Below are 24,227 nucleotides of genomic sequence, written 5' to 3' on the forward strand. Positions count from 1 at the left end.
GGGATGCACCGGTGATCATCCCCCGCCCCCCCTCACAGCGCCATCAGCCGGCCGAGATCCGGCCGGGGGCGGTCGTCGCCGCAGAGACGCAGGGCCATCCAGGCGGTGGCGAGGTTGCTGGTCACCACCGGCTTGCCGATCCGCCGCTCGATCTCCGCCGCCACCCCGGCGGCCCGAAGGGCGGTGCAGGAGATGAACAACGCCTCGGCGTCCGGCGCCATCGCCGCCTCGGCCGCTTCCACGATCGGCGACAGGCTGATCCGCGCCATCTCACGGTCGTCGTCGAGGCCGAGGCAGGTGAAGCGGGCGATGTCATGGCCGTGGCCGGCGAAGTAGTCGGCCATCGGCCGGCTGGTCTCGACCGTATAGGGCGTCAGCACGGCGATCCGCCGGGCGCCCAGCGCATCAAGGGCACGGCGCGCGGCCAGCGGCGGGGTCACCACGGTGACGCCCGGCTTGGCCTCGCGGATCGCCTCCTCGACCGCGTCGTCGCCCATCACCACCGAGGCCGAGGTGCAGGAGTAGCAGACCAGGTCGAGATCCTCCTCCGGCAGGATCAGCCCGGCGCCTGCGCTGAGGCGCGGCTGCATCCGGCGGAGGTTCTCCGGCGTGGTCGGGTTGGCATAGGCGATGCGGGCGACATAGATTCCGATCCGGTCGCTCGCGACCATGCGGCGGAAATCCGGCTCGCTGGTGTGGTCGGTCGCCAGGATGACCAGGCCGACCCGCTTCGGCAGCGGCCGGTCGTCGAAGCTGAGCGGCAGGGTGGACCGTTCGATCTCGGGCATCACGGGCTCCGACTCAGCGCAGCGGCCGGAAGCGGCGCTCCAGGAAGCGGAGGCCGACCACGGCGATCAGGCTGATGACGAGGAAGAAGGCGCCGACCAGCGTCATCGGCTCCAGGTAGCGGTAGTTGAAGTTGGCGACGCTGCGGGCCTGGTTCATCAGCTCCAGGACAGTGATGGCGGAGAGCAGCGGCGTCTCCTTGAACATGGCGATGAAGTAGTTGGCCAGCGCCGGCAGCATCGGCGGGATCGCCTGCGGCAGGATCACGTGGCGCCAGCTCTGCCCCGCCGTCAGGTTGCAGGCCTTCGCCGCCTCCCACTGGCCGCGCGGGGTATTGTCGATGCCGGCGCGGTACACCTCGGCGGTATAGGTGGCGTAGTGCAGGCCGAGGCCGATCACCCCCGCGGTCAGCGGCGACAGCGTCAGGCCAAGATCCGGCATGATGTAGAACAGGAAGTACAGCTGCACCAGCAGCGGCGTGCCGCGGATGAACTCGATCAGGAAGTTCACGGTGCGCGCCAGCCAGCGGCGGCGGCTGCGGCGCAGCAGGGCGAGGCCGAGGCCCAGCACCACCGCCAGGACGTAGCCCAGGATCGTGGCCAGGATGGTGATCTTCACGCCCTCGATCAGGGTCGGGAGGATCTCGACGACGAAGGCCCAGTCCCAATCCATGGCTTAGCTCCGCACGCCGTCAAGGCCGCGGGCCAGGCGCCGCTCCAGCGCCCGCACCCCGGCCGAGATCAGCATCGCCAGCGCGAAATAGATCAGCAGGATGGTGAGGAAGGGGAAGGCGGTGCTGCCGGTCTGGGCCCGCACGATCTGGGCCTGGAAGGTCAGGTCGGTCAGCGAGATCAGCGACACCACGGCGGTGGCCTTCAACAGCTCGATGGCGTTGTTGCCGAAGGTCGGCAGCATCAGCACGAAGGCCTGGGGCAGGATGACGTGCCACAGGCTCTGCCGCCTGGTGAGGTTCAGTGCCACGCAGGCCTCGCGCTGCTCGCGCCCGATCGACTGCACGGCGCCGCGCACCACCTCCGCCCCATAGGCCCCGACATTGAGGCCGAGGTCCAGCACGCCGGCCAGCAGCGGGCTGAGCTCGAACCCGGCCAGCGGCAACACAAAATAGATCCAGAACAGCTGCACGAAGATCGAGGTGCCGCGGAAGAACTCGACATAGGTCGTGGCGATGGTGCGCAGCACCCAGCTGGACGATAGCCGCCCCAGCCCGGCCAGGAAGGCGACCACCAGCGCCAGGGCGCAACCCAGCACGGTCAGCTCGATCGTCACCCAGGCGCCCTGCAGGATCAGCCCGAGATAGCCTTCCCACTCGTTCATGCGGCGGCTCGCGAAACGACGTTCTCAGGATCGCGATGCCGTCGCCGCCCCAAGCCAAACGAGTCCCCCCTCCCCTCGCGGGAGGGGGCTAGGGGGAGGGGGGTCTTCCGGCAAGCGCCGGCTGCGGACGACGAGAGACCAATCCGGGAGGCGAGTTCCGTCCCTTGCCTGTACGCGCGCGGACGCGCGCAGCCCCCTCCCCCTGCCCCCCTCCCGCAAGGGGAGGGGGGACTCAGAAGGAGTGCGGTCTTCAGGATCGTGGGGACAGTCACCGGCCTCTCCGTCTCAGTTCGGGCCGCCGCACATCGCGTCGCGGTTGGTCTCGAGCGCGGCCTTGGCCGAGAAGCCGTAGGACTCGACGATCTTGGCGAACTCGCCGGACTGCTTCAGCGCCGCCAGTTCCTTGTCGAAGGCGTCGCGCAGCGCTGTGTCCTGCTTGCGGAAGGCGGCGCCGTCGCAATAGACCGGGGCGTTCTTCACCGGCCCGACCATCTCGATATTCGGATCGGACGCCTTCTTCAGCAGGTCCTGGATCGACAGGATCGGCAGCGAATAGGCGTCGATGCGGCCGTCCTGCAGCATCTTGATGCCACTCTGCCCGTCCGGCACCACGATCACCCGGTCGCGCGGCACCCCGGCCTCCAGCGCCAGCCGCTCCTCGGTACCGCCGCCCGGCGCGCCGATCTTGGCGTCGGCGTTGGCGGCGATGTCGGCATAGCTCTGGAAGTTCGAGGGGTTGCCCTTCTTCACCGCGAAGGCCTCGCCGTCGCACAGGATCGGCTGCGAATAGGCCACGGCGCGGCAGCGCTCCGGCTTCATGAACAGGCCGGCGGTGACGGCGTCGAAGCGGCGGGCCTGCAGGCCGGGGATCATGGCGCCGTATTCCGAGATCGAGGCGACGACGTCGGGCACGCCCATGCGCTTGAACACCTCGCGCGCCACGTCCGGCCCGGCGCCGGAGACCTTGCCGTCCGCCGCCACCGCGGTGAAGGGCGGCTCGTTGGCGATGGCGATGCGGGCGAAGCCCTGCTCCTTCAGGTTCTCCAGCGTGTCGGCCGCGGCCGGCTGCGCCAAAGCCACGGCCGACACGGCGGCCAGGACCAGACGCGCGCAAAATCCTTTGTTCATTTTCTGCCTCTCCTGTTTGCTGCCGGTCAGATCCGCTGGCCGGCGGCGATGATCTTCTTGAGGAAGGTCTGGGTCCGCTCCTCGCGCGGGTGCCGGAAGATCTCGTCCGGCGGCCCCTCCTCGACGATCCGGCCGCGGTCGAAGAACAGGACCCGGTCGGCGAAGTCGTGGGCGAAGCTCATCTCGTGGGTGACCAGCAGCATGGTCATGTCGGTCTCGGCGGCCAGGCGGCGCATGACGTTCAGCACCTCCTCGACCAGCTCGGGGTCGAGCGCCGAGGTGACCTCGTCGAACAGCATGATCTTCGGCTTCAGCGCCAAGGCGCGGGCGATCGCCACGCGCTGCTTCTGGCCGCCGGACAGCTGCGCCGGCATCGCCTTGGCCTTCTCCGCCATACCGACCAGCTCGAGCAGCTCCATCGCCCGGGCCTCGGCGGTCTTGCGGTCGACGCCGTTGGTCAGGATCGGCGCCAGGGTCACGTTGTCCAGCACGCATTTGTGCGGGAACAGGTTGAACAGCTGGAACACCATGCCGATCTTGGCGCGCATCTTGTGCAGATGGCGCTCATCGGCCGGCACCAGCCCGCCGTTCCGCGGCATGTGGAACAGCGGCTCGCCCTCGATCCGGACAACGCCGCCGTTGATCTCCTCCAGCGTCATCAGGATGCGCAGGATGGTGGTCTTGCCCGAGCCGGACGGCCCGATCAGGGCCAGCTTCTCGCCCGGCTTCACGGTGAAGGTGAGGTCGTTGAGGACGGTCAGCGGCCCGAAGCGCTTGGTCACGCCCTCGACGCTGATGCACGGGTCGGATGCGGAACTTGCCAAGTCGCTCTCCCTGTTGTGGCGACGGGCCTCTGTTGCCGCCAACGATGGAAGGGAGACAAAATCATGTCAAATGGAAAAACAAATCAGTACAATTTCATCTGCCGTGCTGATTCCTTAGGCAGCGGCTTGCCGATTCCTACATCGCCAGCAGCACCGGCTCCGGCTCGCCCTGCAGCAGGTTGACGACGATCTTCAGCCCGTCGCGCAGCTGCTCCGGCGTGGTCGAGCCGACCGATATGCGCACCGCAGGCTGCCGGTCCATGCCACCCTCGCTGGCGCCCCCGATGGCGCCACCGATCGCAAACGAGGCGCCGGGCGCGATCGCCACGCCCTGCAGCCGGGCATGCGACACGAACTCCTCCTCCGACCGCCCCTCACCCAGCGGCAGCCAGACATGCAGCCCCTCCGGATGGGCCTTGTGCGGAATGCCGGCCAGCAGCTCGGCGGCGATCGCCTGGCGGCCGCGAATCGCCTCGACCTGCCAGCGCACCAGCTCCGCCGCCGTGCCGTTCTCGACCCAGCGGGCGGCCAGCTCGGCGATCAGTCCGGTCGCCATCCAGCTGGTCACCAGGCTGCGGTTGGCGACGCCCGGGCCCAGCCGGTCCGGCACCACCAGATAGCCGGCGCGCAGCCCCGGCATCACGCATTTGGTGAAGGTGGTGACGTAGAGCGTGCGCTCCGGCGCCAGGGCGGCCAGTGGCGGCAGGCGCTCGCTCAGCAGTGGCGCCAGCACGTCGTTCTCGATGATCTGCAGGCCGTGGCGGCGCGCCACCTCGACGATCTCGGCCCGCCGCGCCTCGCCCATCAGGCTGGCGGTGGCGTTGATCGGATTCGGCATGACGAACAGGGCGCGGACGTCGCCTTCGCTGCAGGCCTCGTCCAGCGCCTCCGGGATCACGCCCTCGGAATCGATCGCCACGCCGCGCAGCCGCAGGCCGAGATAGGCGGCCAGCGGCACCAGCGTGTGGTGGCCGACGGCCTCGGTCACCACGGTGGACCCGGGCGGGGCCGCGGCCATCAGGGCGATGGTCATGCCGGAGGTGGCGCCGTTGGTCAAGTGGATGGCGCCGGGCGTGGCCTCGACCCCGCAGTGCTCGCGCAGCCAGCCCTGCGCCACCCGGCGGTGGCGGGCGAACAGCGTGTTCGGGCGGAAGGACAGCACGGCGGAATGGGGCAGGTCGTCCGCCAGGGCCTGCAGCGCCGCCTTCATCGCGTCGATGTGGCGGGTCTCGCACACCACCGGCTTCAGGATCGAGAGATCGATGACCTCGCTCAGCCGCTCGGGAATGTACGGTGGAACGGGCTCGCGCTGCGGCGGGCGGATGAAGGTGCCGCGCCCGGTTTCGCCGGAGATCAGGCCGCGGCGGATCAGCTCCTCATAGGCCCGGCTGACGGTCTGCACCGACAGCTCCAGCGTCTCGGCCATGTGCCGGTGGGTCGCCAGCCGCTCCCCGGGCTGCAGCCGGCCATCCGAGATTGCCCGCGCGATCTGGTCGGCCAGAGAGAGATAGGCGGGCCGCCGCAGGGCGGTGGGGTCGGGCTGCCACATTGTCATGATTGGACTGTGATCCACAATCAGTTCAATTGACAACCCGAATTGCGCACCGGCATGGTTTGCCATGACTTCCGTCAAGCTCGACCCGATCGACCTGCGCATCCTGGCCGAGATCCAGAGGGACGGGCGCATCACCAAGCTGGCCCTGGCCGAGAAGGTCGGGCTGTCGCCGACGCCGTGCTGGACCCGGCTGCACCGGCTGCAGCGCGAGGGCGTGATCTCCGGCTACCACGCCCGGCTGGCGCTGCGCCGGATCGCGCCCTTCGCCATGGTGTTCGTCGAGATCACGCTGGGCGCCCACCGCCAGACCGATTTCGACCGGTTCGAACGGGCAGTGAAGGCGGTGCCGGAGGTGGTGGCCTGCTGGTCGCTGGGCGGCGGCATCGACTATTTGCTGAAGGTGGTGGCGCGCGACATCGACGGCTATCAGCGGCTGATCGACCGGCTGCTGGAGGAGGAGATCGGCATCGACCGCTACTTCACCTACATCGTCACCCGCACGGTGAAGGACGACGTGACGGTGCCGGTCGAGGTGCTGGCGGGTGCGGAGGGGACATAGGCGGAGAGTCTCTCTCCGCGTCCTCCTCGCGCCAAGAGATTTGGTCTTCCGACCGCGGCCCGAACAGTCTCCTTCTCCCCTGCTCCTCCCCTACCCTGGCGGCCTCGCCCTTGACGGAGGCTCAGCCAATGACCGCCCTCGCCACCCGGCCCAGCCAGCACGACGCGCTGGGCCGCCTGACCGACCGCCGGCTGCTGCGCGAGCTGGCCTATGTCGACGGCCGCTGGACCGCCGCCGCCAACGGCGCGGTGTTCGAGGTTGCCGACCCCGCCACCGGCGTCACCGTCGCCCGGGTGGCCCGGCTGGGCGCGGCCGAGGCCGACCGTGCCATCGCCGCCGCCGAGGCCGCCTTCCCGGCTTGGCGGGCGCTGCTGCCGCAGCAGCGCGCGGCCAAGCTGCGCAACTGGTTCGACCGGATCCTGGCGGCCAAGGAGGATCTGGCCCTGCTGATGACGCTGGAGCAGGGCAAGCCGCTGGCGGAGTCGCGCGGCGAGATCGAGTACGGCGCCGGCTTCGTCGAATGGTTCGCCGAGGAGGCCAAGCGGCTGAACGTCGAATCCGTCACCAGCCACCTGCCGGGCGCCGAGACGATGGTGCGGCGCGAGCCGCTGGGCGTCGTCGCAATCGCCACGCCGTGGAACTTTCCCTGCGCCATGCTGACCCGCAAAGCCGCGGCCGCGCTGGCCGCCGGCTGCACCGTGGTGGCGCATCCATCGTCGCAGACCCCGCTGTCGGCCCTGGCCCTGGCCGAGCTGGCGGAGCGTGCCGGCATCCCGGCCGGGGTGCTGAACATCGTCACCGGCGATCCGGAGCCGATCGTCGGCCGGATCTGTGCCGACAGGCGGGTGCGGGCGGTCAGCTTCACCGGCTCGACCGGGATCGGCCGGCTGATCGCCGAGCGCTGTGCCCCGACGATCAAGCGGCTGCAGCTGGAGCTGGGCGGCCACGCGCCCTTGATCGTCTTCGCCGATGCCGATCTGGACCGCGCCGTGTCGATCGCGATCGACGCCAAGTTCGCGACCTCGGGCCAGGATTGCCTGGCCGCCAACCGGATCTATGTCGAACGGCCGGTCTATGCCGCCTTCTGCGAGGCCTTCGCCAAGCGGGTGGCCGCCCTCAAGGTTGGGAACGGCCTCGACCCGGAGACCGAGATCGGGCCGCTGATGCATGGCCGGGCCGTGGCCAAGGCGGCGGAGCATGTCCAGGATGCCGTGGCACGCGGCGCCCGCTGCCTGGCCGGCGGCGATGTCCATTCCGCCGGGCCGCTGTTCTTCGCCCCGACCGTGCTGGCCGATGTGCCAGACGACGCCGCGATCATGCGCGAGGAGACCTTCGCCCCGGTCGCTGCCGTCACCGCCTTCGATGCCGAGGACGAGGTGATCGCCCGCGCCAACGACACCGAATACGGGCTGGTGGCCTATGTCGTCACCCGCGACGGCGCCCGCATGCTGCGGCTGGGCCGCGCCCTGGACTACGGCATGGTCGCGGTCAACCGGGTGAAGATCACCGGTGCCCCGATCCCGTTCGGCGGCACCAAGCAGTCCGGCCTCGGCCGCGAAGGCTCGCGCCACGGCATCGAGGCCTTCACCGAGCTCAAATATCTGTGCCTGGACGCCGCCTGAGCGCCCGCCCTCTCGTTCAAGGAGACTTCCGATGGCCCTTCGCGGCAACGAACTCGACGCTTGGGATCGCGATCACTTCTTCCATCCCTCGACCCATATGGCGGCCCATGCCCGCGGCGAGACGCCGAACCGGATCATCACCGGCGGCGAGGGCGTCTACATCACCGACCGCGACGGCAAGCGCAGCCTGGACGCCTTCGCCGGCCTGTACTGCGTCAATGTCGGCTACGGCCGGCGCGAGATCGCCGATGCGATCGCCGCCCAGGCGCATGAGCTGGCCTATTACCACGCCTATGTCGGGCATGGCAGCGAGCCGTCGATCCGCCTGGCCAAGATGATCATCGACCGCGCGCCGGCCGGCATGTCGCGGGTGTTCTTCGGCCTCGGCGGGTCGGACGCCAACGAGACCAATGTCAAGCTGGTCTGGTACATCAACAACATCCTGGGCCGGCCGGAGAAGAAGAAGATCATCTCGCGCTGGCGCGGCTATCACGGCTCCGGCCTGATGACCGGCAGCCTCACCGGGCTCGATCTGTTCCACAAGGCCTTCGACCTGCCGCTGGCTCAGGTGCTGCACACCGACGCGCCGTACTATTACCGCCGCGAGGACCGGTCGCTGAGCGAGGAGCAGTTCTCGCAAGCCTGCGCCGACCGGCTGGAGGAGATGATCCTGGCCGAGGGGCCGGAGACGGTGGCCGCCTTCATCGGCGAGCCGATCCTGGGCACCGGCGGCCTGGTGCCGCCGCCGGCCGGCTACTGGGAGAAGATCCAGGCCGTCCTGGCCAAATACGACGTGCTGCTGATCGCCGACGAGGTCATCACCGGCTTCGGCCGGCTGGGGTCGATGTTCGGCTCCGACCATTACGGCATCAAGCCGGACCTGATCACCATCGCCAAGGGCCTGACCTCGGCCTATGCGCCCCTCTCCGGCGTGATCGTGTCGGAGAAGGTGTGGAAGATCCTGGAGAAGGGGTCCGACGCGCTCGGCGCCATCGGCCATGGCTGGACCTATTCCTCGCACCCGCTGTGCACCGCCGCGGCGATCGCCAATCTGGAGCTGGTCGACAGCCTGGGGCTGGTCGAGAACGCGAAGGAGACCGGCGCCTATTTCAAGCAGGCGCTGACCGATGCCTTGGCCGGCCACCGCATCGTCGGCGAGGTGCGCGGCGAGGGCCTCGCGGCAGCGATCGAGTTCGTGGCCGACAAGGACGACCGGGTGTTCTTCGACCCGGCGCTGAAGGTCGGCCCGCGGATCTACGCGGCGACGCTGGCCTGCGGCGTCATCACCCGCGCCCTGCCGCAGGGCGACATCCTGGGCTTCGCCCCGCCGCTGTGCCTGACCCGCGACGAGGCCGACATCGTGGTCAAGGCCGTGGCCGGCGCGGTCGAGTCGGTGGCGAGGGAGCTGTGAGCGACGCCATGATCGCCGAAACCATCCCCGCCACCATGCGCGCCGTGGTCCTGACCGGCCATGGCGGGCCCGACAAGCTGGTCCATCGCGACGATGTGCCGGTGCCGAAGCCGGCCGCCGGCGAGGTGCTGATCGAGGTCGCCGCCTGCGGCCTGAACAACACCGATGTCTGGGTCCGCGAAGGCGCCTACGGCACCGAGGCGGACCCGGAGGCGGTGTCGAGCTGGCGCGGCCGTGGCGACCGGTCGACCCTGACCTTCCCGCGCATCCAGGGCACCGACACGGTCGGCCGCATCGTCGCGGTCGGCCCTGGCGTGCCGGACGCGCGGATCGGCGAGCGGGTGATGGTCGATTTCAGCCTCTACAACCGCGACGACGACAGCCTGGCCGACATCGACTACATGGGCCATGGCCGCGACGGCGGCTATGCCGAGTACATGGCGCTGCCGGCCGACCATGCCCATCGCGTCGATACGCCGATGAGCGATGTCGAGCTGGCCACCTTCTGCTGCGCCTACCTGACCGGCGAGCACATGCTGGACCGCGCCCGGGTGGCGGCGGGCGAGCGCGTGCTGGTCACCGGCGCCTCGGGCGGCGTCGGCTCCGGCATCGTCCAGCTGTGCCGCGCCCGCGGCGCCATCCCCTACGCCGTGGTCGGACGCGGCAAGGAGGAGGCGGTGCTGGCGGCCGGCGCCGAGGCGGTGGTCACCCGCGATGCCGGCGATCTGGTCTCTGCGGTGGAGCGCGCAACCAAGGGCCGGCCGATCGACGTCGTCGCCGATCTGGTCGGCGGGGCGATGTTCAACGATCTGCTGCGCATCCTGCGGCCGGAGGGGCGCTACACCACCGCCGGCGCCATCGCCGGGCCGGTGGTGCAGCTGGACCTGCGGACGATGTACCTGAAGCACCTGGAGCTGCATGGCTCGTCCCAGGGCACGCGGGGCGCCTTCCGGCGGCTGGTGCGGTACATCGAGGAGGGCAAGCTGAAGCCGCTGGTCGGCGGCGTCTACCGCCTGTCCGACTTCCACCGCGCCCAGGCCGATTTCATGGCCAAGGGTTTCGTCGGCAAGCTGGTGGTGGTGCCGGATACGAAGTGGGCGGCCGGCTGACCGGCCGCCCGACCGTCACACCCGCACCACGTGCAGGTCGCGCGGCAGGGTGGACAGAATCTCCGGCCCGTCCTCGCGCAGGATCACGATCTCCTCGAGCCGGATGCCGAAGCGGCCCGGGATGTAGATGCCGGGCTCGATCGAGAACACCATGCCCTCCTCCAGCACCGTCTCGGAGGTGGCGGTGATGTAGGGCGGCTCGTGGCCGTCGATGCCCATGCCGTGGCCGGTGCGGTGGACGAAGTATTCGCCGTAGCCGGCATCGGCGATGACCTTGCGCGCGGCGGCGTCGACCTCCTTGGCCTGCACGCCGGGCTTCGCGGCCTTCAGCGCTGCCTGCACCGCCTTCTCGACGATGGTGTGGATCTGGCCATAGCCCTCCGGCGGGCGGCCGATCGCGACCATGCGGGTGATGTCGCTGGGGAAGCCGCCCTTGCGGCCGCCGATGTCGACCACCACGGCATCGCCCTCCGCCAGCCGACGCCCACCGGTCTGGTGGTGCGGGAAGGCGCCGTTGCCGCCGCTGCCGACGATCCAGAACTGCGGCGACGCACCTTCCGAGCTGAAGTGGTCCTTGATCACCGCCGCCAGCTCCAGCTCGGTCATGCCGGGCCTGGCCGCGGCGAAGGCGGCCTGGATGGCGCGGTCGGCGATGCCGGCATTCATCTTCAGCTTGGCGAATTCGGCCGCATCCTTGCGCATGCGCAGCGCACCGATGGTGCTGTCGGTGAAGCTGTGCCGCGCCCCGGGCAACGCGCCGAGCAGCAGCAGGGCGAAATCGGCCCGCATGGTCTCGTCCAGCACCACATGCCCGGCCTGGGTCGCGCCGACATCGGCCAGGGCGGCCGCCAGCGCGGCGTCCGGCCCGACGGCATCGTCCCAGGTGTGGAAGGCGATCGCCGTTTCCTCGCGCGAGCCCTCGGCATTCAGCACCGGCATCAGGAACGCCTCGCGCTCCGGCCCGATCAGCAGCAGGCAGGGCCGCTCATCGGCATGCGGGTGGAAGCCGGCCGCCCATTGCATATGCGAGCCGGGACCGAGCGCAGCGAGGTCGACGCCCGCCTCCCGCATTTTTGCGCGCAGCGCCGCCAGCCTCTTGCCCATTTCGACCGTCATCATGTCCTCCCGACTCGCGGCGTCCCGCCGCCTCCGACTGCTACCCTAGACCGCCTCGACGCGGAATTCCTCGCGATGGATCGCGGTGCGGAGGACGCCGTCGGCCCCGACCACACCGCGATACATGCCCTCGCAGTTGAAGGGCAGCGCGACGCGGCCCTGGGCGTCGACCGCGATCAGCCCGCCGGAGCCGCCGGCCGGGGCCAGCAGCGCCTGCACCACGTCCTCGGCCGCCTGCGCCAGCCCCTGGCCGGCCCAGCGCATGCGGGCGTCGATCTCGTGCCCGGCGGCGTAGCGGATGAAGATCTCGCCATGGCCGGTGCCGGAGACGGCGCAGGTGGCGTTGTCGGCCCAGGTGCCGGCGCCGATCACCGGGCAGTCGCCGACCCGGCCCGGCGTCTTGCCGGTCATGCCGCCGGTCGAGGTGGCGGCGGCGAGGTTGCCGGCGGCGTCGCAGGCCACGGCGCCGACCGTGCCGTGCTTGCGCGCCGGGTCGCCGTCATCCGGCAGCGCCTGACGGCGGCGCTCCAGCTCCTCCTGCAGCGCCGCCCAGCGCCGTTCGGTGCGGAACCAGGACGGGTCCATATGCTCCAGCCCGGCCTCGCGGCAGAAGCGGCGCGCCCCCTCCCCCGCCAGCAGCACATGCTCGGTCCGCTCCATCACCGCGCGGGCGGCCAGGACCGGATGGCGTGGGCCGCAGATGCCGGCGACGGCACCGGCGCGCCGATCGCGCCCATCCATCACCGCCGCATCCATCTCGGTCTCGCCGGCACTGGTGAAAACGGCGCCGCGGCCGGCGTTGAACAGCGGGTCCTCCTCCAGCGCCATCACCGCGGCGGTGACGGCATCGAGCGCCGAGCCACCGGCCGCCAGGACGAGATGGCCGTTGCGGAGCGCGGTGCGCAGGCCCTGGTGATAGGCCTCCTCCTGCTCCGGCGACAGCGAGTCGCGGCGGATGGTGCCGGCGCCGCCATGGATCACCAGGACGGCGCGGAATGGGTCGGTCATGGATGCCTCGGGGTCAACGGAGGAAGGCGGTCATGGCGGAGACGGCATTCATCCAGCGGATGGCGTCGGCGACGCTGCCGGCCGGCAGGGCGATGGTGACGCCGTCGCGGCGCTCGGCCGGCGGCAGGGTGGCGGCGAGGTCGGCCAAAGCCGGGCCGCCCATCTCCAGCTCCAGCGTGTACGGCCCCTCGATGCGGAAGGGCGGCATCGCGCCGGCGCGGCGGACGGCGCGGGCCGCCCCTTCACGCAGGGCGGCGCGGGCGGCGGGCAGCGGCAGCGACCGGGCGGAGCGGTTGCCCAGCGCCTGCTTGGTCTGGACGAACTCGGCCTCGGGGAAATGCTCGCGCAGCTCGGCGACGCAGCGATCGTCGCCGGAGACCAGCGCCACCGGCACGCCCAGGCTGCCGGCATAGGCGCCGTAGATCCCGGCCTCGCCCAGCGGCTGACCGTTCAGCCGCACGGCGCGGAAGGCGAAGCCGCTGGTGGTGTGGGCCAGCACGCCCCGCTCCGACGCACGGGCGTGATAGCCCAGGCAGAACACCGCGGCATGGCCGGCATCGAGCCCGCAGAACATGTTGAGCGGCTTCGGCTTGCCCTGGATCAGCTCCGCCGCCGGGTGCAGCAGCTCCGGCAGCAGGTTGGTCATCGGGCCATGCGCGTCGTTGACCAGGATCCCGGTCGCGCCGCCCTCCAGCGCGCCTTCGATTGCGGCGTTGACCTCCTCGGTCATCAGCCGGCGGGCGCGTTCGTACTCGCCATTGCCCGGCTCGCCCTGCTGCGGCGTGATCACCCCGGCCACACCCTCGATATCCGACGAAATGTAGATCTTCATTTGCCTTCCTCCGCTTCCAGCCAGTCCGCCAGCGACGGCCGGCTGTGTCCGTTACGTCCGATGGCAGGCCCGGCAGCGCAGAGCGCGTTCAGCACCGCCTCCTGCGTCGCCTCGGCCGCGGCCTGGAACAGCCGGTCGATGCGCGCCTCGTTCAATGCCCGGATCCCGACCAGGTCGCGCTTCTGGTCGTGCTCCACCGGATCGGCGGTGGAGAATCCCAATGCAATGTCGCCGCTGCCATGGCCCCAGAAGGCGCCGAGCCGGGCCAGGCCGGCGCCGCAGCGTTTGGTGACCCGGTGCAGCTGGCGGTGCTCCAGCGGCACGTCGGTCGCCAGGATCACGATCACCGAGCCCTTCTCCGGCGCTGGCTCGGCGGGCGGGACCGGGCGGCGGCCGTCGGGCAGCACCAGGTCGCCGGCCCGGCCGAAATTGGCCAGCACCAGAACGCCGAGGTGGAAATGGTCGCGGTCGAACTTGACCCGGCGGGAGGCGGTGCCGATGCCGCCCTTGAAGCCGAAGCTGCTCATCCCGGTGCCGGCGCCGACCGAGCCCTCGCCGACCTTGCCGTCGCTGGCCGCCGCGACCGCCTCCAGCGCGTCGATCTCGGTCACCGCCAGGGCCTGGATGTCGGACAGGAAGCCGTCATTGCACTCCAGCACCACCGGGTTGACCGTGCCGGTCTCGCGGCCGATATCGGGGTTGGCAGCGATGGCGGCGCGGATCAGCGCCGTGGCGCAGGTGCCGACGGCGAAGGTGTTGGTCAAGAGGATCGGCGTCTCGACCGTCCCCAACTCGGCCACCTGCATCAGGCCGGTGCTCTTGCCGAAGCCGTTGATCACCTCGACCGCCGCCCGGGCCTTGCTGCGGAACAGGTTGCCGGCATGCGGCAGTATGGCGGTGACGCCGGTCAGCACCTCACCGGCATGCATGCTGAGATGGCCGACCAGCACGCCGGGCACATCGGTGACGGCGTTGAGGGGGCCGGTCGGCAGCGTCCCGCAGACCAGGCCGAAATCGCGCGCGAGACGAGCCGTCACCGATGCCTCCCTCAGGTCTTCAGCTTCGGGTCGAGCGCGTCGCGCAGGCCGTCGCCAAGCAGGTTGAAGGCCAGCACCGTGACGAAGATGGCGATGCCTGGGAAGAGGGTGATGTGGTCGGCGACGCCGAGATAGCTGCGCCCATCGGCCAGCATCGCCCCCCATTCCGGGCTGGGCGGCTGGGCGCCGAGGCCGATGAAGCTGAGGCTGGCGGCCGTCAGGATCGAGGTGCCGATGCGCATCGAGAAGTAGACGATCACGCTGGGCAGCGTGCCCGGCAGAATGTGACGCAGCATCAGCAGGCGGTGGCGCACGCCGATCGCCCGGGCCGCGTCGACATAGACGGTCTGCTTGATCGCCAGCGTGCTGCCGCGCACCAGCCGGGCGAAGACCGGCACGCTGAACACGGCGACGGCGTAGATCACGTTGTCGATGCCGGGGCCCAGCACGGCGATGACGCCGATCGCCAGGATGATGCCCGGGAAGGCCAGCAGCACATCGCAGAACCGCATCACCAGCCCGTCGACCCAGCCGCCATAGAAGCCGCTGACCAGGCCGAGCAGGATGCCGGCGACACCGCCCAGCGTCACCGACAGGAAGCCGACGGCGAGCGAGATGCGGGCGCCGAAGACGATGCGGCTGAGGATGTCGCGGCCATAGGCGTCGGTGCCGGCGAGATGGGCCCAGGACGGCCCTTCCAGCACCCGCTCGTAGTCCGGCGCGGCGAGGTCATAGGGGGCGATCCAGGGCGCCAGGATGGCCACGACAACCAGCGCCACCAGGAACAGGCCGGCGATGACGCCGACCTTCTGCCGGCGGAAGCGGCGCCAGAATTCGCGCCAGGGCGAGCGGACCTTCTCGGCGCCGGCCGACGCGACGGGGGCGGTGACGGCGCTCATCGGTAGCGGATCTCCGGATTGGCGAAGGCGTACAGCACGTCGACGGCCAGGTTGATCAGGATGAACTCGATCGAGAACAGCAGGATCTCCGCCTGGATCACCGGGTAGTCGCGGTAGGAGACGCTGTCGACCAGCAGGCGGCCGAGGCCGGGCCAGGTGAACACGGTCTCGACCACGATCGACCCGCCGAGCAGGAAGCCGAATTGCAGCCCGACCATGGTGATGACCGGGATCAGCGCGTTGCGCAGAGTGTGCTTCCACACCACCGACCGCTCGAACACGCCCTTGGCCCGGGCGGTGCGGACATAATCCTCGCGAAAGATCTCGATGAACGCAGAGCGGGTGAAGCGCGCCATCACCGCGGCCACGGTCAGGCCCAGCGCGATCGACGGCATGACGAAATGCTGCCAGGTGCCGTAGCCGCCGGTCGGCAGCCAGCCGAGATCGACCGAGAACACGCCGATCATCAAGAGGCCCAGCCAGAACGGCGGGAAGGAGATGCCGGAGACGGCCAGGACCATGCCGCCATAATCCTGCCAACGGCCGCGCTTGACCGCGGAGAGCACGCCGATCAGCAGGCCGGCGATCACCGCCCAGACCATGCTGACGACGCTGAGCCAGACCGTCGGCATCAGCCGCTCGCCGATCTCCTCGGCCACCGGCCGGCGGGTCTTCAGCGAGGTGCCGAAATCGCCCTGCACGATATGGCCGACGAAGGTCAGGAACTGCTCGTGCAGCGGCTTGTCGAGACCGAGATCAGACCGCACCAGGGCGACGTCGTCCGCGGTCGCGTCCGGCCCGGCCACCAGGCGCGCCGGATCGCCCGGCAGCATGTGGACGAAACTGAAGACCAGGACGGCGATCACCGCCATGACCGGGACGATGCCGAGCAGGCGCCGGATCAGATATTGCAGCATGAAGGCTCCGGGAGCCGCCCACCCTCAGGCATGGCGCCAGAGGGTGGGCGTCTGAGGCTTACTGGAACGCCGGGTCTTCGACCACGAAGCCGCGGTCGGGCAGGACGAAAACGCCGGACAGGTCCTTGGCCTGAGCGCTCAGCACATGCTCGACCGCCAGGTCGATCCACGGCGCGTCCTGCCAGACCTGGGCCTGCACCTTGGCGTAGGCCTCGGCGCGCTTGGCCTCATCAGCCGTCGCCACCGCCGCCTCCAACGCCGAATCCACCTCGGGGTTCGAATAGTAGGCAACGTTGAACAGCTTCGGCGGGAAGCCCTTGCCCCACAGCAGCGGCCGCAGCGCCCAATCGGCATCGCCGGTCGAGGACGACCAGCCGCCATAGTACATCTCGACCGTCGCCTCCTCGGGCGTCTGCACGCTCCAGATCTTCTGCGACAGCACGCCGGATTCGAGCGGCGTCACCTGCACCCTGACCCCGATCTGGGCCAGCTGCTGCTGCAGGAACTGGGTGGCGCGGACCGAGGTGGTGCTGTTGGCGGACCACAGCACGGTCTCGAAGCCATCGGCGTAGCCGGCCTCGGCCAGCAGCGCCTTCGCCTTGGCCGGGTCATAGGGCCAGACGCCCTGCTTGGCGTAGAATTTCAGCGGCGGCGGCATCGGCGAGTCCGCCGGCTCGCAGAAGCCGCTGAGCACCACCTTGCAGAAGGCGGTGCGGTCGACCGCATAGTTCAGCGCCTGGCGGACGCGGACGTCGTCGAACGGCTTCTTGCGGGTGTTCAGCGCGACGTAGAAGTTGACGATCGATGGCCGTTCGACCACCGAGAGGTTCGCGTTGGCCCTGATCACCTTCACCATCTCCGGCGGCACCGGGGTGATGAACTGGGCCTCGCCCGCCTGCAGCATGGCCATGCGGCTGCCATTCTCCGGCACGCTGCGGATGGTGACGCCGTCGACCTTCGGCACACCCTTCCAGTAGCTGTCGTTGCGCACCGCCTCGAGCGTGTCGGCCGACCAGGACTTGAAGCTGAACGGGCCGGTACCGACCGGGTTGCGGCCGATGTCCTTGCCGTACTTCTCCAGCGCCGCCGGGCTGATGATCATCGTGCCGGGATGGGCCAGGGTGTTGACCAGGGCGCCGAACGGCTCCTTCAGCAGCACCTTGACGGTGTGATCGTCGACCACCTCGACATGGTCCAGCATCGACAGCAGCGATTGACGCTTCAGCTTGTTCTCAGGGTTGGCCAGCCGCTCCAGGCTGACCTTCACCGCCTGGGCGTTGAAATCGGTGCCGTCCTGGAACTTGACGCCCTGCCGCAGCACGAAGGTGTATTGCTTGGCATCATCGCTGACCGTGTAGCTCTCGGCCAGCAGCGGCACCAGCTTCATGTCCTGATCGAAGCCGTAGAGCCCCTGATAGAACAGGCGCGAGGCCGACTGGGCCGAGGTCTCGTTGACGTTCGACGGGTCCAGGCCGGTCAGGTTCTCCTGGATGCCGATCACCAGGGACTTCGCCAAGGCCGCGCTCGGCAGCGCCAGCAGCGCCGCGGCAGCACAGCCGATCAGGGCTTGTCTCCACTGTCTCATTGCTCTCCCCTTTGCTCTGGTTGGTTCACGGTTCAGCCGAAGTCGCCGACCCGGTGGCGGGCGACGAAATGGCCCGGCCCGACCGCCTCGAGCGGCCGCACCAGCGGATCGTCGCCCAGGGTCCGGATCGGGCTCGGAATCTCGCCCTCGATCAGGCTCATGTCGCGGTTGCGCCGGGTGGGGTCCGCCACCGGCACCGCCGCCATCAGCCGGCGGGTATAGGGGTGCTGGGGGCTTTCGAACACCGCCTGGCGCGGCCCGATCTCGACGATCTGGCCGAGATACATCACCGCGACGCGATGGCTGACCCGCTCCACCACCGCCATGTCGTGCGAGATGAACAGATAGGACAGGCCATGCCGCGCCTGCAGCTCCATCAGCAGGTTCACCACCTGGGCCTGGATCGAGACGTCGAGCGCCGCCACCGCCTCGTCGGCGATGATCAGCTTCGGCTCCGACGCCAGAGCCCGGGCGATGCAGATGCGCTGGCGCTGGCCGCCGCTGAACTCATGCGGGTAGCGCCGGGCATGCTCCGGCCGCAGCCCGACCTGGACCAGCAGGTCGCGCACCCGCTGCTCCACCGCGTGGCCCTTGGCCAGGCCGTGGGTCAGCAGCGGCTCGGCGATCGAGAAGCCGACCGTCAGCCGCGGGTTCAGCGAGGCGAAGGGGTCCTGGAAGACGTACTGGATCTTCTGGCGCAGCCGCCGCCGCTCCTCCGCCTTCATCTCGGCCAGCGACCGACCCTCGAAGCGGATGCTGCCGGCCGAGGGCTCCAGCAGCTGCATGATGGTGCGGCCGGTGGTGGACTTGCCGCAGCCGCTCTCGCCGACCAGGGCCAGGGTCTCACCCGGCTGCAGGCCGAAGCTGACCTGCTCCACCGCATGCACCCGGGCGACCAGCCGGCCGAACACGCCGCGGCGCACGTCGAAGCGGGTCGAGAGATGGTCGACCTCCAGCAGCGGGCTGCCGGCATGCACCGTGTCCTGCGGCGCCGGCGGCGGCTCCTTCGATCCGTCGACCCGGACCAGCGGGAAGCGGGCCGGCAATGGCTGGCCCCGCAGGCTGCCCAGCTTCGGCACTGCCGACAGCAGCGCCTTTGTGTAGGGGTGCTGGGGTGCCGCGAAGATCTGTTCGGTCGACCCTTCCTCCACCTTGCGGCCCTGGTACATGACCACGACCCGGTCGGCGACCTCGGCCACCACGCCCATGTCGTGGGTGATGAACATCACCGCCATGCCCATCTCGCCCTGCAGCTGGCGGATCAGCCGCAGGATCTGGGCCTGGATGGTGACGTCCAGCGCCGTGGTCGGCTCGTCGGCGATCAGCAGGCTGGGCCGGCAGGACAGCGCCATGGCGATCATGACGCGCTGGCGCATGCCGCCCGACAGCTGGTGCGGGTGGCGGTCGAGCATCCGCTTCGCCTCCGGGATCCGCACCCGCTCCAGCATGCGCAGCGCCTCGGCCCGCGCTGCCTTGGCGTCCTTGCCCTGGTGCAGCATCACCGCCTCGGCGATCTGGTCGCCGATGGTGAAGACCGGGTTCAGCGACGTCATCGGCTCCTGGAAGATCATCGCGATCTCGTTGCCGCGCAGGGCGCGCAGCGCCTCGGCCGGAGCCTTCGCCAGGTCGCGCACCTTGCCGTCGCGGCCGCGGAAGCGCACCGCGCCGCGCACGATCTTGCCGCCGCCGTAATCGACCAGCCGGATCAGGCTGAGCGAGGTGACCGACTTGCCGGAGCCGCTCTCGCCGACCACCGCCACCGTCTCGCCCGGCGCGATGGCGAAGCTGAGATCCTCGACCGCGGTGACGATGCCGTCATCGGTCGGGAACTGGACCGTCAGCCCGTCGACCTCGATCAGCGGCGCCGCCTGGCTCATGCCGGCTGCCCGACCAGGCGGTCGAAGGCGTCGCGCACCCGGCGCCAAACCGGGCCCGGCCGGCCGGAGCCGACCGCGGCGCCGTCCAGCCGCACGATTGGCGCCAGCTCCTTGGTCGTGCTGGTGATCCAGATCTCGTCGGCGGCGCGCAGCTCGGCCTCGGTAACGTCGCGCTGCTCGACCGCGATGCCGAGCTCCTCGGCGAGGCGGATGGACAGGCGGCGGTTGATGCCGTCGAGAATGAGATGGTCGGCGGCCGGCGTCGCCACCCGCCCGTCCTTGACCACGAAGACGTTGCTGGCGGCACATTCGCTGACCAGGCCGTCGCGCAGCATCACCGTCTCCAGCACCCCGGCCTCGGCCGCCTGTTGCGCGGCGAGGACGGAGGGCAGGAGCGCGATCGACTTGATGTCGCAGCGCAGCCAGCGGATGTCAGGCGCCGAGACCAGGGCGAAGCCGTCCTCCTGCTGCGCCCGGCTCAGGCGCTTCAACGCGCCGGCGAAGGCCAGGATGCTGGCCTGGGACGCGGCCGGGAAGGCATGGCTGCGCTGGGCCGGGGCGCCGCGGGTGACCTGCATGTAGATGGTCCCGGCCGGGCGCGGCGCGGTCTCGGCCAGCTGCCGGAACACCGTGGCGAGGCCGGCGCGGTCGAGGCCGGGATCGATCCGCACCGCGGCAAGGCTGCGCGCCAGCCGGTCGAGATGGGCGTCGAGCTCGAAGATCCGGCCGTCATAGACCGCCACCACCTCGTAGACGCCGTCGGCGAACAGGTAGCCGCGGTCGAGCGGCGAGACCTTGACGTCGTCGAGCGGCAGATAGGTTCCGGTCCAATAGGCCAGGGTCATCGTCGGCGTTCCGGGGTTGGAGGGCGGGGGCGGCGCGCGGGGGCGTCGTCGACCAGGAGGAAGGGCATGATCTGCTCGGTCAGCTCGGCCGCGTCGGCAATGGTGCCGCGGCGCTGGGCCACGGCACCGGCCAGCCCTTCGGCGAGCGCCATCACCGCGATCGAGGAGCCGTGGAGCACGCCGTGCTCGGCCGGGCCGAACAGGGCGGCGTCGCTGTCGGGCACCAAAGGCGAGGCCGGCCCGTCGGTCAGGGCCAGGGCGCGCAGGCCCCGCACCTTGGCCTGGCGCAGCAGCTCGATGGTGGTGCGGGAATAGCGCGGCACCGAGATCGGGATCAGCAGATCGCCGGGGCCGAGGCGGAGGAGCTGGCGGACCATGCGCTCGGTGCCGCCGCTGCCGTCCATCACCTCGACCGCAGGACAATAGGGCTGCAGCAGCTCGGCCAGGAAGCGGGCGGAGACGGCGCTGATGCCGAGGCCGAGCGGCACCACCCGGCGCGCGGCCAGGACCAGATCGACCGCGCCGGCGCAGGCCTCGTCGGACAGCAGCGCCGCGGCCTGGCCGAGATTGGCGGCGACGCCGTCGAGCGACCGGCGCAGCACGGCATGGGCCGATTCGCCGCCCTGCTGCGTCGCCCGCAACTTCTCGACCGGGGCCAGCGCGCGCTGGAACTGCTGCAGCAGCTCGGCCCGGAATTCGGGGAAGCCGCCGAAGCCGAGGCTGCGGGCGAAGCGGTTGGCGGTGGCGACCGACACGTCGGCGGCGCCGGCCAGGTCCTCGATCCCCATGGTGGCGGCGCGGAACGGGTGCTCCAGGACGAAACCCGCGACCCGGCGATGCGCCGGCGAGAGCGAATCAACGCCCTGCGCCAGCCGATTCATCAGGGTCTGCGGCAGGTCCTGGGCCATGCGGAATCGAGCAAGGAATGGGAGCCGCGGGGCGGCTGGATGAAAATTCTTCTGTCATCCGATGTGACGAATGTAAAGATTTTTTCAGGAAATAGATCCGCGCTTACTAACGCCGTCATCGCGAGGAGCGAAGCGACGTGGCGATCCAGCGGCTCGATTTCTGGATGGCCACGCCCCGTCGGGCTCGCATTGACGGCAGGGGAGGCCGGGATCAGAACTCCATCAGCACGCTCTTGTGGCGCAGATTGGCCTCGACCACCTGGCGACCGAGATCCTTGCCGATGCCGGAGCGCTTGTAGCCGCCGGTCGGCAGGATGAAGTCCGCCGTGCGGCCGTAGCGGTTGACCCAGACGGTGCCGGCCTGCAGCCGGCGCACCGCCCGCATCGCCCGGCCGAGATCCGCGGTGTGCACGCCGGCGGCAAGGCCGTAATCGGGATGGTCGGCCAGCGCCAGCCCCTCCTCCTCGTCGTCGAAGGCCTGGACCGTCAGCACCGGGCCGAAGATCTCCTCGCGCACCGCCGGCGTGTCGGGGGTGACGTCGGTCAGGATCGTCGGCTCGTAGAAGGCGCCGTCCTGGATCGCGGCCATTCGCCGGCCGCCGGTCACCGCCCGGGCACCAACGGCGAGGGAGCGGCGGACGATACCGTCGATCCGATCGGCCTGCGGCGTCGAGATGATCGGCGAGAAGCTGGTGTCCCCGCGCCAGGTCGGACCCGGCCGCACCTCGGCGAACAGCGCCGTCAGCCGCTCCACCATCTCGTCGCGCAGCCGGCGCTGCACGATCAGGCGCGAGCCGGCGACGCAGACCTGGCCGGCATTGCCGAGAATCGAGGCGGCGACCTGGCGGGCGGTGCGGTCGGCGCTCGGCGTATCGGCGAAGACCAGCTGCGGGCTCTTGCCGCCGAGCTCCAGCGTTACAGGCTTCACCCCGCTGGCGGCGCTAGCCGCCATGATGGCGGCGCCGGTCCGGGTCGACCCGGTGAAGGAGATCTTGCCGACCAGCGGATGGCGGCAGAGGGCATCGCCGGTGACGGCGCCAGTGCCCTGGACCACGTTGAAGATGCCCGGCGGGACCCCGGCCTCGACCGCCAGCTGCGCCAGCAGCACGGTGGAGAACGGCGTCAGCTCCGACGGCTTGAGCACGACGGCGTTGCCGGCGGCCAGGGCCGGCCCGGCCTTCCACGACGCCATGCTGAGCGGGAAGTTCCAGGGCGTGATCGCGGCGACCACGCCATAGGGTTCGGAGATCACAAGGCCGAGGCTGTCGCTGCGGGTCGCCGCGACCTCGCCGCCCAGCTTGTCGGCATATTCGGCGAAGAATCGGAAGCCTTCGGCGGTCGAGGCCACGTCGACGGCCAGGGCCTGGGCGATCGGCCGGGTGGAGCCGAGCGCCTCGAGCCGCCCCAGATCCTCCGCCCGGGCGTCGATCAGGTCGGCGAAGCGCCGCAGCACCCGGGCCCGGTCGCGCGGCGCGCGGGTGGCCCAGTCGGTCCGGCGCTGCGTCTCGGCCGCGTTGGTTGCCGCCCGGTCGACCAGGTCGGCGGAGGCGATCGGCAGGTCGGCATAGAGGGCGTTGTCGGAGGGGCGGCGGACGCCGATCGCCTCACCCTCCCCGGCCACGACGCGCCCGTCGATGAAATGGCCGGCGGGAATGGCAATCGCGGCGGGATCGAAGTCGAGCATGGTCAGTATCCCGCGGCCCAGCGGGCAAGGTCGGATGCGCTCTCGGCGCCGTCGAACATGGCGATGATGCGCTCGCCCAGCAGCGGCCCGAACTTGAACATCTGGCCGTCGCAATGGGTGACGACGAGGCCGCGCCCGGCGGTGTCGAGCCGGAAGCGGCGCGAGGCGTCGAGGACGTAGTAGCCGACCTGGATCCGGGTCGGGCGATAGTCCCCGGCGTCGCGGAGATAGGGCCGGAACGGCGCCAGCACCGCCTCGCCCTCACCGGCGAGGTCCGAGCCGAAGCCGTCGACCTCCGGCCGGGCGCGGCGCCGGTGCGGGCCGTGGCCGAATTTGAGGCCGGCGCCGCGGCGGTCCGGCAGGGTGTAGCCGCCATGGTCGCCGAGGGTGACGATGGCCGGGGCGTCGCGCCAGGACTGGGCGAAGCGGACCGGCGGCTCGACATAGCACAGGCCCTGCCGCCAGGTGGATGCGTCGCCGTAGCGCTCCGGCATCAGCGCCGGCAGCCAGGCGCCGGCGGCGACCACCAGCATGTCGCCCTCGACCGTGCTGCCGTCGGCCCGGACGGCGACGCCGCGCTCCTGGTCCACCCGGGCGATGCGGCAGCCGCCTTCGACCACCGCCCCGTGCTCCGCCGCCCAGCGCGCCAGCTCGGTGACGATGCGGCCGGCGAAGAGCGGCCCGCCAGGCGAGGCGACGACGCCCCAGGCGCCGTCGGGCAGCTGCAGATGTGGGCATAGCCGCTCCACATCGTCGCGGTCCAGCACGTCATGCGGAATGCCCAGCTCGCGGAAGACTTCCAGCGTCTGGGCGGCGTAGTCGCCCGCCTCCAGCGAGATCGCGATCGCGCCGGTGTCCTCGAACTGCTCGCTGCCGATGTCGTCCCAGACCCGCGACCACGCCTCGAAGGCCGGCGCCACCATGCGGGTGTAGCCGGCGGCCGCGCCGTAATGGTAGCGGATCATCCGGTGCTGGTCGTAGGAGGCGCCGTGCGGGTTGGGCACCTCGCCTTGCTCCAGCAGATGCACCTCGTGCCCGCGCTTAAGCGCCGCCCGCGCCACGGACAGACCGACGATACCGGCACCGATGATGACGATACGAGCCATGGGATATGCCCTGTTTCCACTGAGACTGATTGAGAGGTCGATCCGGTGAAGGAACAGAACCCACATCTGTCATGCCCGGGCTTG

22 protein-coding genes are annotated in these 24,227 nt (G+C 70.3%); 4 read left to right on the forward strand and 18 right to left on the reverse strand.

Going from position 1 to position 24,227, the window contains the following annotated elements:
• Positions 1–32: 32 nt before the first annotated feature.
• The 6 genes from eutA to ehuR all read right to left on the reverse strand — a co-directional run bounded on the left by eutA (position 33) and on the right by ehuR (position 5,628).
• Complete coding sequence (gene eutA, locus QFZ27_RS37945; protein ID WP_429232127.1) at positions 33–788, reverse strand: ectoine utilization protein EutA; 756 nt, start codon at positions 786–788, stop codon at positions 33–35.
• A 13-nt stretch (positions 789–801) separates the two neighbouring features.
• On the reverse strand, positions 802–1,458 hold the full coding sequence (gene ehuD / locus QFZ27_RS37950) for an ectoine/hydroxyectoine ABC transporter permease subunit EhuD (protein ID WP_429232128.1): 657 nt from the start codon (positions 1,456–1,458) through the stop codon (positions 802–804).
• Between the two features lie 3 nt (positions 1,459–1,461).
• A complete protein-coding gene (ehuC, locus tag QFZ27_RS37955) occupies positions 1,462–2,121 on the reverse strand; it encodes an ectoine/hydroxyectoine ABC transporter permease subunit EhuC (protein WP_429232129.1) in 660 nt (219 codons plus the stop codon).
• A gap of 285 nt (positions 2,122–2,406) precedes the next feature.
• Positions 2,407–3,249: an ectoine/hydroxyectoine ABC transporter substrate-binding protein EhuB gene (gene ehuB, locus QFZ27_RS37960; RefSeq protein ID WP_429232130.1), complete on the reverse strand. Its 843-nt coding sequence runs from the start codon at positions 3,247–3,249 to the stop codon at positions 2,407–2,409.
• 26 nt (positions 3,250–3,275) lie between these two features.
• The gene (gene ehuA, locus QFZ27_RS37965; RefSeq protein ID WP_429232131.1) at positions 3,276–4,073 is read right to left on the reverse strand and encodes an ectoine/hydroxyectoine ABC transporter ATP-binding protein EhuA; all 798 of its coding nucleotides are present in this window, start codon (positions 4,071–4,073) and stop codon (positions 3,276–3,278) included.
• Between the two features lie 136 nt (positions 4,074–4,209).
• On the reverse strand, positions 4,210–5,628 hold the full coding sequence (gene ehuR / locus QFZ27_RS37970) for a MocR-like ectoine utilization transcription factor EhuR (RefSeq protein ID WP_429232132.1): 1,419 nt from the start codon (positions 5,626–5,628) through the stop codon (positions 4,210–4,212).
• A 64-nt stretch (positions 5,629–5,692) separates the two neighbouring features.
• Between ehuR and QFZ27_RS37975 the strand changes: the two genes are divergently transcribed.
• From QFZ27_RS37975 to QFZ27_RS37990, 4 genes are all read left to right on the forward strand, one after another.
• The gene (locus QFZ27_RS37975) at positions 5,693–6,187 is read left to right on the forward strand and encodes an Lrp/AsnC family transcriptional regulator (RefSeq protein ID WP_429232133.1); all 495 of its coding nucleotides are present in this window, start codon (positions 5,693–5,695) and stop codon (positions 6,185–6,187) included.
• Between the two features lie 128 nt (positions 6,188–6,315).
• On the forward strand, positions 6,316–7,809 hold the full coding sequence (locus tag QFZ27_RS37980; protein ID WP_429232134.1) for an NAD-dependent succinate-semialdehyde dehydrogenase: 1,494 nt from the start codon (positions 6,316–6,318) through the stop codon (positions 7,807–7,809).
• Positions 7,810–7,840: 31 nt separating this feature from the next.
• Positions 7,841–9,220, forward strand: a complete 1,380-nt coding sequence (locus QFZ27_RS37985; RefSeq protein WP_429232135.1) for an aspartate aminotransferase family protein — start codon at positions 7,841–7,843, stop codon at positions 9,218–9,220.
• Positions 9,217–10,329, forward strand: coding sequence for an alcohol dehydrogenase family protein (locus QFZ27_RS37990; protein WP_429232136.1), 1,113 nt, complete (start codon positions 9,217–9,219; stop codon positions 10,327–10,329). Before QFZ27_RS37985 ends, QFZ27_RS37990 begins: the two co-directional genes overlap by 4 nt.
• Before the next feature lie 15 nt (positions 10,330–10,344).
• On the opposite strand, the gene QFZ27_RS37995 is transcribed toward QFZ27_RS37990, so the two are convergent.
• The 12 genes from QFZ27_RS37995 to QFZ27_RS38050 all read right to left on the reverse strand — a co-directional run bounded on the left by QFZ27_RS37995 (position 10,345) and on the right by QFZ27_RS38050 (position 24,143).
• Positions 10,345–11,448: a M24 family metallopeptidase gene (locus QFZ27_RS37995; RefSeq protein ID WP_429232137.1), complete on the reverse strand. Its 1,104-nt coding sequence runs from the start codon at positions 11,446–11,448 to the stop codon at positions 10,345–10,347.
• A 42-nt stretch (positions 11,449–11,490) separates the two neighbouring features.
• On the reverse strand, positions 11,491–12,453 hold the full coding sequence (locus QFZ27_RS38000) for an isoaspartyl peptidase/L-asparaginase family protein (RefSeq protein ID WP_429232138.1): 963 nt from the start codon (positions 12,451–12,453) through the stop codon (positions 11,491–11,493).
• A gap of 13 nt (positions 12,454–12,466) precedes the next feature.
• Entirely contained in the window at positions 12,467–13,285 is an 819-nt protein-coding gene (locus QFZ27_RS38005) for a M55 family metallopeptidase (protein WP_429232139.1), read from the reverse strand.
• Positions 13,282–14,322: a DmpA family aminopeptidase gene (locus QFZ27_RS38010; protein ID WP_429232140.1), complete on the reverse strand. Its 1,041-nt coding sequence runs from the start codon at positions 14,320–14,322 to the stop codon at positions 13,282–13,284. Before QFZ27_RS38010 ends, QFZ27_RS38005 begins: the two co-directional genes overlap by 4 nt.
• 11 nt (positions 14,323–14,333) lie before the next feature.
• Positions 14,334–15,221 (reverse strand): ABC transporter permease subunit, encoded by an 888-nt coding sequence (locus QFZ27_RS38015; protein ID WP_429232141.1) that lies wholly within the window; start codon positions 15,219–15,221, stop codon positions 14,334–14,336.
• A complete protein-coding gene (gsiC, locus tag QFZ27_RS38020) occupies positions 15,218–16,138 on the reverse strand; it encodes a glutathione ABC transporter permease GsiC (protein ID WP_429232142.1) in 921 nt (306 codons plus the stop codon). The genes QFZ27_RS38015 and gsiC overlap by 4 nt, the downstream gene beginning before the upstream one ends.
• A 58-nt stretch (positions 16,139–16,196) precedes the next feature.
• Positions 16,197–17,723, reverse strand: a complete 1,527-nt coding sequence (locus QFZ27_RS38025) for a glutathione ABC transporter substrate-binding protein (RefSeq protein WP_429232143.1) — start codon at positions 17,721–17,723, stop codon at positions 16,197–16,199.
• 32 nt (positions 17,724–17,755) lie between these two features.
• Positions 17,756–19,600, reverse strand: coding sequence for an ABC transporter ATP-binding protein (locus QFZ27_RS38030; protein WP_429232144.1), 1,845 nt, complete (start codon positions 19,598–19,600; stop codon positions 17,756–17,758).
• Complete coding sequence (locus QFZ27_RS38035) at positions 19,597–20,445, reverse strand: D-amino acid aminotransferase (protein WP_429232145.1); 849 nt, start codon at positions 20,443–20,445, stop codon at positions 19,597–19,599. The genes QFZ27_RS38030 and QFZ27_RS38035 overlap by 4 nt, the downstream gene beginning before the upstream one ends.
• On the reverse strand, positions 20,442–21,353 hold the full coding sequence (locus QFZ27_RS38040; protein WP_429232146.1) for a MurR/RpiR family transcriptional regulator: 912 nt from the start codon (positions 21,351–21,353) through the stop codon (positions 20,442–20,444). Before QFZ27_RS38040 ends, QFZ27_RS38035 begins: the two co-directional genes overlap by 4 nt.
• A gap of 211 nt (positions 21,354–21,564) precedes the next feature.
• On the reverse strand, positions 21,565–23,037 hold the full coding sequence (locus tag QFZ27_RS38045; protein ID WP_429232147.1) for an aldehyde dehydrogenase family protein: 1,473 nt from the start codon (positions 23,035–23,037) through the stop codon (positions 21,565–21,567).
• A gap of 2 nt (positions 23,038–23,039) precedes the next feature.
• Positions 23,040–24,143, reverse strand: coding sequence for an NAD(P)/FAD-dependent oxidoreductase (locus QFZ27_RS38050; RefSeq protein ID WP_429232148.1), 1,104 nt, complete (start codon positions 24,141–24,143; stop codon positions 23,040–23,042).
• Positions 24,144–24,227: the final 84 nt, after the last annotated feature.

Origin of the sequence: Inquilinus ginsengisoli (genome assembly GCF_050434925.1) — a bacterium.
GTDB lineage: Bacteria > Pseudomonadota > Alphaproteobacteria > DSM-16000 > Inquilinaceae > Inquilinus > Inquilinus ginsengisoli_B.